General features: G+C 68.2%; 10 protein-coding genes. 5 read left to right on the forward strand and 5 right to left on the reverse strand.

Annotated elements, in window-relative coordinates; translation table 11 throughout:
• Window positions 1-279 precede the first annotated feature (279 nt).
• Window positions 280-1,914: an NAD+ synthase gene (locus ACVOMM_RS18345; RefSeq protein WP_065181642.1), complete on the forward strand. Its 1,635-nt coding sequence runs from the start codon at window positions 280-282 to the stop codon at window positions 1,912-1,914.
• A 72-nt stretch (window positions 1,915-1,986) separates the two neighbouring features.
• Here ACVOMM_RS18345 and ACVOMM_RS18350 read toward each other — a convergent pair whose 3' ends face one another.
• Entirely contained in the window at window positions 1,987-2,874 is an 888-nt protein-coding gene (locus tag ACVOMM_RS18350) for an outer membrane protein assembly factor BamD (RefSeq protein ID WP_053517021.1), read from the reverse strand.
• A gap of 113 nt (window positions 2,875-2,987) precedes the next feature.
• On the opposite strand from ACVOMM_RS18350, the gene rluD reads away from it, so the two are divergent.
• Genes rluD through ACVOMM_RS18370 form a run of 4 tightly spaced genes read left to right on the forward strand, consistent with a single transcriptional unit; the run spans window position 2,988 to window position 5,665 of the window.
• The gene (rluD, locus tag ACVOMM_RS18355) at window positions 2,988-3,977 is read left to right on the forward strand and encodes a 23S rRNA pseudouridine(1911/1915/1917) synthase RluD (RefSeq protein WP_053517019.1); all 990 of its coding nucleotides are present in this window, start codon (window positions 2,988-2,990) and stop codon (window positions 3,975-3,977) included.
• Complete coding sequence (gene pgeF, locus ACVOMM_RS18360) at window positions 3,977-4,747, forward strand: peptidoglycan editing factor PgeF (protein ID WP_065175783.1); 771 nt, start codon at window positions 3,977-3,979, stop codon at window positions 4,745-4,747. The genes rluD and pgeF overlap by 1 nt, the downstream gene beginning before the upstream one ends.
• Before the next feature lie 20 nt (window positions 4,748-4,767).
• Window positions 4,768-5,274, forward strand: coding sequence for a DUF4166 domain-containing protein (locus tag ACVOMM_RS18365; RefSeq protein WP_414488195.1), 507 nt, complete (start codon window positions 4,768-4,770; stop codon window positions 5,272-5,274).
• Window positions 5,249-5,665, forward strand: coding sequence for a thiol-disulfide oxidoreductase DCC family protein (locus tag ACVOMM_RS18370; protein ID WP_277381033.1), 417 nt, complete (start codon window positions 5,249-5,251; stop codon window positions 5,663-5,665). The genes ACVOMM_RS18365 and ACVOMM_RS18370 overlap by 26 nt, the downstream gene beginning before the upstream one ends.
• 25 nt (window positions 5,666-5,690) lie before the next feature.
• Here the strand turns inward: ACVOMM_RS18370 and ACVOMM_RS18375 are convergent, their stop codons facing one another.
• The 4 genes from ACVOMM_RS18375 to otsB all read right to left on the reverse strand — a co-directional run bounded on the left by ACVOMM_RS18375 (window position 5,691) and on the right by otsB (window position 11,265).
• Window positions 5,691-7,001 carry an OmpA family protein gene (locus ACVOMM_RS18375; protein ID WP_481526604.1) on the reverse strand — a complete coding sequence of 437 codons (1,311 nt, stop codon included), beginning with the start codon at window positions 6,999-7,001 and terminating at the stop codon, window positions 5,691-5,693.
• A gap of 322 nt (window positions 7,002-7,323) precedes the next feature.
• Window positions 7,324-8,688, reverse strand: coding sequence for an alpha,alpha-trehalose-phosphate synthase (UDP-forming) (gene otsA / locus ACVOMM_RS18380; protein WP_053517011.1), 1,365 nt, complete (start codon window positions 8,686-8,688; stop codon window positions 7,324-7,326).
• The gene (locus ACVOMM_RS18385) at window positions 8,685-10,466 is read right to left on the reverse strand and encodes a glycoside hydrolase family 15 protein (RefSeq protein ID WP_053517094.1); all 1,782 of its coding nucleotides are present in this window, start codon (window positions 10,464-10,466) and stop codon (window positions 8,685-8,687) included. The genes otsA and ACVOMM_RS18385 overlap by 4 nt, the downstream gene beginning before the upstream one ends.
• 40 nt (window positions 10,467-10,506) lie before the next feature.
• Entirely contained in the window at window positions 10,507-11,265 is a 759-nt protein-coding gene (gene otsB / locus ACVOMM_RS18390) for a trehalose-phosphatase (RefSeq protein ID WP_053517008.1), read from the reverse strand.
• Window positions 11,266-11,494: the final 229 nt, after the last annotated feature.

The following is an 11,494-nucleotide window of genomic DNA, read 5'->3' on the forward strand; positions in this document are numbered from 1 at the left end:
GGGGGGGGGGGGGGGGGGGGGGGGGGGGGGGGCCGGGGGGGCCGCGCCCCCCCTACCTGTTTTCAACCCCGCGCGGCCCCCCCCCCCCCCCCCCACGATTCTGTAGAGCCGAGCCCATGCTCGGCCTGCTTTGGAAAAGCCGCCTCCGGGCGGCTTTTCTGCGTCTGGGCGTCGCGCAGTCATCCGCCGGGCATGGCCCGGCGCTACCCGCAGGGTCCGCCCGGCAGGCACACGGTGCGGCGTTACAATGGGCCATTGCAACCACAGGCTGGACCTTCCATGGCTTCGATCCGCATCGCGATGGCGCAGTTCGATTTTCCGGTCGGCGATGTCGCCGGCAATACCGAGCGCATCATCGAGATGATCGGCCAGGCGCGCGATGAGTATGGCGCCGGGCTGGTGATGTTCCCCGAGCTGGCGGTCAGCGGCTATCCGCCGGAAGACCTGCTGCTGCGTCCGGGGTTCCTGTACGAATGCGAGCAGGCGATCGCGCGCATTGCGGCTGCCTGCCGCGGTATCACCGCCGTGGTCGGCTGGCCGCAGGCGGCGGGCGCGGTGGTGTACAACGCCGCCAGCGTGCTGCGCGATGGCCGGGTCGAACAGACCTATCGCAAGCGCGAGCTGCCCAACTACGCGGTGTTCGACGAGCGCCGCTACTTCGACGTCGATCCTGATGGCGGCAGCTGCGTGTTCGACGTCGACGGCATTCCGGTGGGCCTGCTGATCTGCGAGGACCTGTGGTTCGCTGAGCCGCTGGCCGATACCGTGCGTGCTGGCGCGCAGCTGGTGGTGGTGCCCAATGCCTCGCCCTACGAGCGCGGCAAGCACGCCCAGCGCGATGCCGTGCTGGCCGCGCGCACCCGCGAGAGCGGTGCGGCGATCGCGTATCTCAATGTTGTCGGTGGCCAGGACGCACTGGTATTCGACGGCGCTTCGGTGGTGGCCGATGGCGACGGTACGGTGCACCCGGCTGCCGCTGCGTTTGTCGACCAGTGGCTGGTGGTGGAGTACGACGGCGCCAGCCGTCGCTTCATGCCACACGTCTGGATGGACGATGGCGACGAGAGCATGGACGCCCTGGCCTGGCGCGCGGTGACCCGTGGCATCCAGGATTACTGCCGCAAGAATGGTTTCACGAAGGTGTGGCTGGGCCTGTCCGGCGGCATCGATTCGGCCCTGGTGCTGGCCCTGGCGGTGGATGCGATGGGGGCCGAGAACGTGACTGCCGTGCGCCTGCCGTCACGCTATACCGCAGGCCTGTCCAACGATCTGGCTGCAGAGCAGTGCCAGGCGTTGGGAGTGAAGCTGGAAGCGGTGTCGATCGAGCCGGCGTTCAAGGGCCTGATGGAATCGCTGGCGCCGCTGTTCGAGGGTACAACCCCGGATGTGACCGAGGAGAACCTGCAGTCGCGCAGCCGCGGCGTGATCCTGATGGCGCTGGCCAACAAGTTCGGTGGCCTGCTGCTGACCACCGGCAACAAGAGCGAGTATGCGGTCGGCTACGCCACCATCTACGGTGACATGTGTGGCGGCTACGCGCCGTTGAAGGATCTGTACAAGACCGAAGTATTCGGTCTGTCGAAGTGGCGCAATACCGTGGGGGGCGCGCCGGTGATTCCGCCGGCCGTGATCAGCCGCCCGCCGTCGGCCGAACTGCGCGAGAACCAGCTGGACCAGGATTCGCTGCCGGCCTACGACGTGCTGGACGGCATCCTGTACCGCTACGTCGACCAGGAGCAGTCGCGCGCCGAGATCGTTGCAGCCGGTTACGATGCGGCCGTGGTCGACCGCGTGCTGCGGCTGGTGCGCATCAGCGAGTGGAAGCGGCACCAGGCCGCACCGGGGCCGAAGGTCTCCCGTCGCGCCTTCGGCCGCGAACGCCGCTATCCGATCAGCAACGGCTACAAGGGCTGAGGCCCGCGCCTCCGCAGGGCCCGGTCATGGCGGGCCCCACAAAAAGAAAGGGCCCCTTGCGGGGCCCTTTTCTTACTTCTTTTCCAGCCGCGCGTTGCGCTGGCCGGTACTGGCGGACTTCTCGCCTGCGAACGGGTTGAGCTTGCGGATCATCCAGGGGTACTTCGGCCAGTTGCCTGCCAGCCACGGGTGATCGGGCTGGTTCAGCTCCAGCACGCGCCGGGCATCGTCGGCCAGGGTCTTGTTGCCCAGGTGGGTGTAGGAGTCGGCCAGGACCGCCACGGCGTCGTACTGGAAGGCGCTCTGCGGATAGGTTTCCAGCAGGTAGTTGGCGCGGCCAGCGGCCGACACCCAGGCGCCACGGCGCATGTAGTACAGCGCGTTGTCCAGCTCGTGCTGGGCGAATACGTCACGCAGCTCGATCATCCGCTGGCGGGCGTCGGCGGCGTAGCGGCTGTTCGGGTAGCGGTCAACGACGATGTTGAAGTCCGAATACGCCTGGTGCGGCGTGGACAGATCGCGGCGGCTGGGGTCCAGGGACCATACGCGACGCAGGAAAACCGTATTGCGGTTGGAGTTGGCCAGGCCGCGCAGGTAATACAGGTAGGCGATGTTGCGATGGGTCGGATAGGTCCGGATGAAGCGGTCGATGCTCGACACCGCATCGTCGTGCTTGCCGGCCTTGTACTGCGCGTAGGCGGTTTCGATCATCGCCTGTTCGGTGTACGGGCCGTAGGGATACTGGGCCACCAGGCGACGGAAGCTGGCTTCGGCGCCGCTCCAGTTGCCCCCCTTCATCAGCGTGTGGCTCTTCTCGTACAGCTGTTCGACCGGCGTCCCCTCGTCGGGGCGATCACCCTTCTTGGCGCCGCGATGGCAGCCGGTGGCGGCGATGACCAGCACCAGCAGCAGGGCGGTGAGGCGGACGGGCGCGGAGAGCATGGCGGAGCGTCGGATCATGGGGTCAAGGCGGGACGCGTCTGGAATACGAAGGGTCGATGATAGCCTAGTGTCCTGTCCTGCGACTGAAACCGACCGCCGGGACCCCAAAATTTCAAAGATACCCCCCTGCCATGTCTGAACAACCCTCCGAATCGGCCCGCCAGGCCATCGTCCCCGACACCGCCGCCGGCCGGCGTTTCGACGCCGTCGTGGCCGAACTGTTCCCCGAGTACTCCCGTTCACGCCTGACCGAATGGATCAAGGCCGGCGACGTCCTGCTCGATGGCGCCCAGGCGCGGCCGCGCGATCCGCTGCGCGGTGGCGAGGTGGTGACCCTGAACGTGGTGCTGGAGACCCAGACCGATGCCCAGCCGGAGGACATCCCGCTGGACGTGCTGTTCGAGGACGAGCACCTGCTGGTGATCAACAAGCCGGTCGGCCTGGTGGTCCACCCGGGTGCCGGCAACCACAGCGGCACCCTGGTCAATGCGCTGCTGTACCGCGACCCGTCGGTGGCGGTTCTGCCGCGCGCCGGCATCGTGCATCGCCTCGACAAGGACACCAGCGGCGTGATGGTGGTCGCCCGCACCCTGGAGGCGCAGACGGCCCTGGTCGAACAGCTGGCCGCGCGTGATGTGCACCGCCAGTATCTGGCCATCGTGATGGGCGCTCTGGTGGCCGGCGGCACCGCCGATGCGCCGATCGACCGTCATCCGCGCGACCGCCTGAAGATGGCGGTGCGCGAAGACGGCAAGGACGCGATCACCCATTACCGCCTGCGCGAGCGCTTCCGGGCGCACACCGCGCTGGAATGCCGGCTGGAAACCGGCCGCACCCACCAGATCCGCGTGCATATGGCGCACCTGCGCCACCCCATCATCGGCGACCCGCTGTATGGCGGTGCGCTGAAGCTGCCCAAGGGCGCCAGCGACGAACTGGTGGCCGCGCTGCGTGGCTTCAAGCGCCAGGCCCTGCACGCCGAGACGCTGGAGTTCGTGCATCCCATCACCGGCGAGCCGGTGCGCAATTCGGCGCCGGTACCGGACGACATGCTGCACCTGATGAAGGTGCTGCGCGAAGACAGCGAGGCCTTTACCGAGCGCGAGCGGGATCGCTGGTGATGGCGACCGCGCTGCCGCTGCTGCAGGCTGACTGGCCGGCGCCGCCGGGCGTGCGGGCGCTGACCACACGCCGGCACGGCGCGGGCATTTCGCCGGCACCCTTTGCCCAGTTCAACCTGGGCAACCGGCACGCAGCCGATGGAGATGCGCCGGCCAACGTCGAACACAACCGGCAACTGCTGCAGCAGGGACTGGCGCTGCCCTCCGCGCCGCACTGGCTGCGCCAGGTGCATGGCACCACCGTGCTGCGCTTTGATGGCCCGCCAGTGGCCGGGGCCAGCGAGCCGGTGGCCGATGCTGCGGTGACGTCGGTGCCGGGGGTGGTGCTGGCCATCCTGACCGCGGACTGCCTTCCGGTGGTGTTTGCCGCCGCCGACGGCAGCGAAGTGGGCGCGGCCCATGCGGGCTGGCGCGGCCTGGCCGATGGCATGCTGGAACACACGGTAGCCGCGATGCGCACCGCGCCGTCGCAGCTGCGGGTCTGGCTGGGCCCGGCGGCAGGGCCTGCCGACTATGAGATCGGCGAAGAGGTGTATCAGGCCTTCGTCGGCCACGAACCGGCGGCGGCCGCCGCCTTCGTGGCCACCCGCGCGGGGCACTGGAAGGTCGATCTGTTCGCACTGGCCCGCCAGCGCCTGCAGTCCGTGGGCGTGGACCCGGCCCAGGTGTCTGGCGGCACGATCTCCACCATTGCCGATCCGGACCTGTATTCGCACCGTCGCGACCGCCGCACCGGCCGCATGGCAACGCTGGCCTGGATCGCTCCCTGACCGTGCCGCTGTTCGCGCAGGTGCTGGGGCCGGCCTTCGCCACCCTGGCAGCACCGGTGCAGGCGTTGCATGCGGCGCCGCTGCCGTGCCGCCGTACCGGGCAGGCGCGGATCGCACGGGGCCGCCATTGGCTGGTGCCCATGCTGGCCGCGTTGGCGCGGCTGCCGAAGGAGGCGCACGCCTTGCCGGTCGAGGTGGTGTTCAGCGCCTGCGGGCAAGGCGAGCAGTGGGCGCGACGTTTCGGGCGCTGGCCGATGGTGTCGCGGCTGTGGGCACAGGAAGGCGGTCTGCATGAGCAGCTCGGTGCGGTGCACTTCGGATTCGAGCTGCGGGCGTGTGAAGGCGGCATCGACTGGTCGGTGCGCAGCGTCCGCGTGTTCGGCCTGCTGCCGCTGCCGACGCGCTGGTTCGACGGCGTGCGCTGCCGCGAGGCCTGGGCCGCAGAGCGCTACACTTTCCTGGTTGATGTGACATTGCCCTGGATTGGAGCGCTGATCCGTTATGAAGGCTGGCTCGACCCGCAGTGACGCAGTGATCGTGTTCGATGGCGTCTGTGCGCTGTGCAGCCGCTGGGTGCGTTTCCTGTTGCGCGTGGACCGCCACGGGCGCTATCGCTTCGCAGCGATGCAGGGTACGCATGGCAGCCTGCTGCTGCGCAGCCATGGGCTGGATCCGCAGGACCCGCGCTCCTTTCTGCTGCTGGACGAGCAGGGCGCCTGGACTGACACGGACGCGATCCTGCGCGTGCTGACCGGGCTGGGAGGCGCATGGCGGCTGGCGGGCGTGCTGCGCCTGTTGCCGCGCAGCTGGCGGGATGCCGCCTATCGCAGGCTGGCCCGCAACCGATACCGCTGGTTCGGTCGTCACGACCGCTGCACGCTGGCGACGACGCAGCAGGCCGGCCGTTTCCTGGACTGATGTGCCGGTCGGTCCGCGCGCGGTGTCAGTGCGGAGCCGCAAGCAGCCGATAGGCGATGCGCTGGTTGCGCGCGCGGCCGTCCTCGCTGCGGTTGTCGGCTACCGGATGCTCTTCGCCGTGCCCCACCGCGACCAGCATCGGTGCCGGCACGCCATGCGCCTGCAACGCCGTCACCACCACGTCCGCACGCTGCTGGCTGAGCTGCCGGTTGGCCTCGGACGCGCCCTGGCTGTCGGTGTGCGCGGCCACTTCCACCCGTGTGCCCGGCGCAGTGCTGCGCAATGCCTCAGCCACCACCTGCAGCGTTTCGCTGGAGCTGCCGCGCAGTTCGCTGGAGCCGGGATGGAACTCCAGCCGGGTCAGGTTCAGCGCAGCGATCCGCTGCGCGGCGCCGGCATCGGCCGGCAGCCGCGACAATGCCGCCCGGCCCGGACCCCACAGCCCACTCATCCGCAGGGCGGGGAAATCCTGGCGGAGCTGCCGCGAGATCGCCAGGCGCCGCTCTTCGCTCAGGGCGGTGGAGTCGATATCCAGCTGGTTGCCGGCGAACTCCAGGCGCAGTCCGTCGCCCTGCAGGCAGGGCAGGGTGCGGATCAGGCGCTCGAACCAGCGCGGCGACCGGGCCTGCGGATCGATCTCGATACGGCCACTGACGTGCCCTGCGCCATGCACCGCAATCAACGCGCTCCACAGGCGGCGGCGCAGGGCGTCGCTGGGCAGGCTGCCATGGACCGAGACCTGCGCGCCGCGCTGGTGCAGGAACAGCCGCGCGTCGTGTTCGCGGACGATCGCCTGTGGCGTCCACAGCGGCGTGCGTGCCTTCAGCTGCAGCCATGCGGTAGCGCCGAGCACGACCACGGCGGCCATCATCCACAGCAGGCTGCGCAGGGCCATGCCCTGCACCCGCGGGGTGAGCAGGGTGCCGGCCATCTGCGGTCGCTGCCGCTGCGGGCGGTTGCGCAGCTGGCGCGGCTCCGAAGGGGCCGGCTCGATGGGCTGGGACGTCAATGCGATCAGCCCCGGCAGCAGATCGCAGGCCACGACCCGGAACGCCCCCGATGACAGTCTGCTGCGCCGGGCCAGCCGGTCCATGACCGGATCACCCAGCGCACGCTGCAGGTCGCTGGCCAGCACCGGCAGCGGCGGCTGCCCGGAACGCCGCCAGGATCGGAAGTGAACCCCCAGGCCCGCCTGCTCGAAGGTCTGCTCCAGTCCGTCCAGTCCCCGTGGGTGGGAGGCTATCCAGCCGGCAATCACATCAACCACCCAACGGGTGCGATGGCCCAGTCCCAGGCGGTGGCTGGCTTCTTCGATGAAACGGTCGTACGCGTGCATGCAGTGGATCCCCGGAGTGATGTGCACGCAGTCGTGCACGGTGCGGCTTCTGTCGATTGCAGGAGCTCTGGGGGCGCCACTGTGGGGAGGTCGCGTCAATGCGAAATGAAATATCGCCGGTTCATTTTCTTTCGTTTTCCGCGATGGCGTCGCGAGGACGCCACGCAGCTGGCTGGAAGCCTTGGGGCAGCAGGACGTTCGCCTGCCTGAGTGCCACTTGCGACAGCGGCGGTGGAGATCACGCCACAGCGCCGGGATGGTTGCATGCGCAATTACTTTCGAGCCAAAAGCGTCAAGTTTCGGCGTACAGAATGCGCCTGATTCAGCCTTCGAGGGCGTCCAGGTAGCTGCGCCGCCAATGGTTGATGTCGTAGGTGCGCAGGTGCTCCATCATGGCGTGCCAGCGCTCCTGGCGCTTGCGCAGCGACATGGTGGCGGCCGTGGCGATGGCATCGGCCACGCCGTCCAGATCGTGCGGGTTGACCAGCAGCGCCTGCTTCAGTTCATCGGCGGCGCCGGCCAGAAGGGACAGCACCAGCACGCCCGGATCCTCCGGGTCCTGCGAGGCGACGTACTCCTTGGCGACCAGGTTCATGCCATCGCGCAGCGGGGTGACCAGACCGACGGCCGCCGCGCGGTAGAAGCCGGTGAGGGTGGCATGGGTGAAGTTCTGGTTGACGTAGCGAAGCGGCGTCCAGTCCGGCTCGGCATGGCCACCGTTGATGTGCCCGGCGATCTGTTCCAGCTGGCTGCGCAGTTGCCGGTACTCGGTGACATCACCGCGCGAGACCGGCGCGATCTGCAGGTAGGTCAGGGTGCCGCGCTGGTCGGGGTGGCGCTGCAGGTAACGTTCGAAGCCGAGGAAACGTTCGGGCAGCCCCTTGGAATAGTCCAGGCGGTCCACGCCGATGGCCAGCTGCCTATCCCGCAGACTGGCCCGCAGGTTCTTCACGGCGGCCTTGGCCGCTGCGGTGCTGGCCTGACGCGCGATAAGCCCGGTGTCGATGCCGATCGGGAAGGCGGCAGCGCGGAAGCGGCGCCCCCCCGGGGCCTCCAGTTCGCCGTTGTCGAGCACGCGACCGCCGCCGAACAGCCGCAGGTAGGTCTGGAAGCGGTCGGCATCGCGCTGGGTCTGGAATCCCACCAGGTCATAGGCATACAGCGCGGAGAACAGCCGCAGGTGGTCGGGCATGGCCTGCAGCAGGTCCGCCGAGGGCATCGGGATGTGCAGGAAGAAGCCGATGCGGCAGCCGATGCCGCGCTCGCGCAGCAGGGCACCCAGCGGGATCAGATGGTAGTCGTGGATCCAGACGATATCGTCCTCGCGCAGCAACGGCGCGAGCTTGTCCGCGAACATCGCATTGACCTTGTGATACGTCTCGCGCGTGCCGCGGTCATAGTCGACCAGGTCCAGGCGGAAATGCAGCAGCGGCCACAGCGTGCGGTTGGCGAAGCCGTTGTAGTAGCCGTCCACCTCGCGCTTGTTCAGGTCCATGGTGACGAAGCGGATGTCGCCGTCCTGCTGTTCATGCAGCGCGCCGCTGCCATCACGCACGGTCTTGCCACTCCAGCCGAACCACATGCCGCCGCGCTCCTTGAGCGCAGCCAGCAGGCCCACCGCAAGGCCCCCGGCGCGGTTCTCGCCGGGCACGGCAACGCGGTTGGAGACCACCACCAGACGACTCATGATGCCTCCTGCCACGAACGCGACAGGCGCATCGCTGCCGTGATCAGACCCACATGCGAATACGTCTGCGGGAAGTTGCCCCACGCTTCGCCGCTGTCGAAGGCCAGGTCCTCCGACAGCAGGCCAAGATGGTTGCGCTGCTTCAACAGCGTCTCGAACATCTCGCGTGCCTCATCCATGCGCCCGATCGCCGCCAGCGCATCGATGTACCAGAAGGTGCAGATGGTGAAGCTGGTTTCCGGCTCGCCGAAATCGTCCGGTGCGATGTAGCGGTACAGCGAATTGCCATGCTTGAGGTCGCGGCCGATGGCCTCGACGGTGGCGATGAAACGTGCGTCGAGTGCATCGATGAAGCCGATGTCGGCCAGCAGCAGCAGCGACGCGTCCAGGCGATGGCCGTCGAAGGTGTCGGTGAAGTGGCCCAGCGATTCGCTCCAGGACCGCTGCATGATGCGCGCGTGGATGATGTCGGCGCGCTCGCGCCAGTAGCGTGCACGGTCATCGCGCTTGAGCCTCACGGCGATCTTGCACAGGCGATCGCAGGCGGCCCAGCACATCGCGCTGGTGTAGGTGTGCACCTCGGTGCGGCCGCGGAACTCCCACAGGCCCGCGTCAGGGACGTCGTGCAGGGCAAAGGCCTGTTCGCCCAGCGGTTCCAGCCGGGCAAAGGTATGGGCATCCCCGGGGTCCTGCAGGCGACGATCGAAGAACAACTGGGTGGAGGCCAGCACCACGCTGCCATACACGTCGTGCTGGCGCTGCACCCAGGCCAGGTTGCCGCGGCGCACCGGGCCCATCCCACGGTAGCCGGACAGGCTGGGAACTTCATCCTCGTCCAGCTTGGCCTCGAATCCGATGCCGTACAGCGGCTGCAGCGTGCCGTCGGTGGTGGCGAGGTTGAAGATGTAGCCGAGGAACTGCTCCATCGTACGGGTGGCGCCAAGCCGGTTCAGCGAACGCACCACGAACGCAGCATCGCGCAGCCAGCAGTAGCGGTAGTCCCAGTTGCGCACGCTGCCGGGAGCTTCGGGAATGGAGGTGGTCATCGCCGCGATGATCGCCCCACTGTCCTCGTACTGGCACAGCTTGAGAGTGATCGCGCTGCGGATCACCGCGTCCTGCCATTCCAGCGGAATCGACAGATAGCGCACCCATTCGCGCCAGTAGTCACGCGTGCGCTGGAACGCTTCCTGCACATAGCCGCTGATAGAGCGGTTGAGCGATTCATCCACGCCCAGGATCAGGTGCACAGGGTGGTTGAGGACGAACGGCAGGCCATCACGGACCATTCGGACCGGCACATCGGTGGTCAGCCGCAGCACGTGGTCGGGCAGGATCCAGCGCACATGGTTGCTGCCCCATGTGGATTCGGGAACACGTGCGCCCCAGTCGGCCAGCGGCCGTGCGCGGATGACGATACGTGGGCTGCCGGCCAATGGCCGCACCTGGCGGATCAGGCTGACCGGCCGGTAAAAGCGGTCGTTCTGCCGCCAGCGTGGCGCGAAATCGAGGATCTCCAGCGCACCTCCATGCGTGTCGCGCAGCACCGTGCGCAGGATGGCGGTGTTGGTGAGATATTCCTGCTCGCTGTCGGCGAAGTCCTCCAGCTCGACGGCGAAGTCGCCGCCTGTCTGCTGGTTCGGGCCCAGCAGCGCACAGAAGGTGGGGTCGCCGTCAAAGGTGGGCAGGCAGCTCCAGACGACACGGGCATGTTTGTCGACCAGGGCGCCGAAGCTGCCGTTGCCGACCACGCCCAGATCAAGATCGGGTTGGGTCATCACGCGGTACATCTCGGTTGCGGCCGTGGGGGTGGCCGGGTCAATAGGCATTCTCGCGCAGCCAGGCGTGCACGCTGCGTATGTCAGGCAGCGCGAACACGGCGGCGCTGGGTTCACGCTCGCCGATCAGCACGCTCCAGCCATGCTGGCCGTTGGCGGCGTCGAATCCGAATTCATCCGTCAGGTCATCGCCGAGGAACACGGGCAGGCGGCCCCGGAACGGCAGGTACTGCATCATCCGCCGGATCGCGCGGCCCTTGTCGGTGCCGACGGGCACGAACTCGACCACGTGATCGCCGGGTTGCAGGCGGTAGCTGGAGCGACCGCGCACATGGCGGTCAGCGAACGCCCGCACCTCGCTTCCAGCGTGCGGCGCCTCGCGCCAGTGCAGGGCCAGGCCCACACCCTTGTCTTCCACCAGTACCCCGGGATGGCCATGGGCAAAACGCATCGCCTGCTGATGCAGAGCATGCAGCCATTCGGCGGTGTCATCGTCATGTTCGTCGCGCAGCACGCGTCCGTCCTGGCCACGCAGTTCATGGCCGTGCAGGCCGGCCGCAGGCAGCTGCAGAGGCGCGAACAACTGGTCAAGCTGTGCCAGAGGACGGCCACTGACCAGTGCTACGGCACCTTCCAGGCGGTCGCTGATACGACCGATGGCCTCACGCACATCGGGCAGCAGCTGCACGGCGTCCGGTCGTGCAGCGAATTCAATCAGGGTGCCATCGACATCGAGGAACAACGCGCAGGCATCGTCCAGCAATGGAGGTGGCGGACGCAGGGGGAGCGGTTCAGCCATGACGCCCAGCCTGCCAGCGTGGGCGTGTACGTGGGGTCGAGAGCAGGCGACGACGGTGCGTCGGCGCTGTCTGTCGGTTGCCGGCACAAGGGAGCGGTACCGGAGCGGGGCAGTGGGGGCCCCCCGGGCGCCCCCCCCCCCACACCCCGGAACCCCGGGGAGAACCGGTTAACGGCCCGGCCGGTGTTTTTTGGGCCCGTGGTGGCCCTCGGCGCAAACACGGGGGAGG

The organism is Stenotrophomonas sp. STEN009 (assembly GCF_056760395.1).

Coding starts and splice junctions, on each gene's coding strand:
- ACVOMM_RS18345 (WP_065181642.1), top strand. CDS start 280: ATGGCTTCGATCCGCATCGCGATGGCGCAGTTCGATTTTCCGGTCGGC.
- ACVOMM_RS18350 (WP_053517021.1), bottom strand. CDS start 2,874: ATGATCCGACGCTCCGCCATGCTCTCCGCGCCCGTCCGCCTCACCGCC.
- rluD (WP_053517019.1), top strand. CDS start 2,988: ATGTCTGAACAACCCTCCGAATCGGCCCGCCAGGCCATCGTCCCCGAC.
- pgeF (WP_065175783.1), top strand. CDS start 3,977: ATGGCGACCGCGCTGCCGCTGCTGCAGGCTGACTGGCCGGCGCCGCCG.
- ACVOMM_RS18370 (WP_277381033.1), top strand. CDS start 5,249: ATGAAGGCTGGCTCGACCCGCAGTGACGCAGTGATCGTGTTCGATGGC.
- ACVOMM_RS18375 (WP_481526604.1), bottom strand. CDS start 7,001: ATGCACGCGTACGACCGTTTCATCGAAGAAGCCAGCCACCGCCTGGGA.
- otsA (WP_053517011.1), bottom strand. CDS start 8,688: ATGAGTCGTCTGGTGGTGGTCTCCAACCGCGTTGCCGTGCCCGGCGAG.
- ACVOMM_RS18385 (WP_053517094.1), bottom strand. CDS start 10,466: ATGACCCAACCCGATCTTGATCTGGGCGTGGTCGGCAACGGCAGCTTC.
- otsB (WP_053517008.1), bottom strand. CDS start 11,265: ATGGCTGAACCGCTCCCCCTGCGTCCGCCACCTCCATTGCTGGACGAT.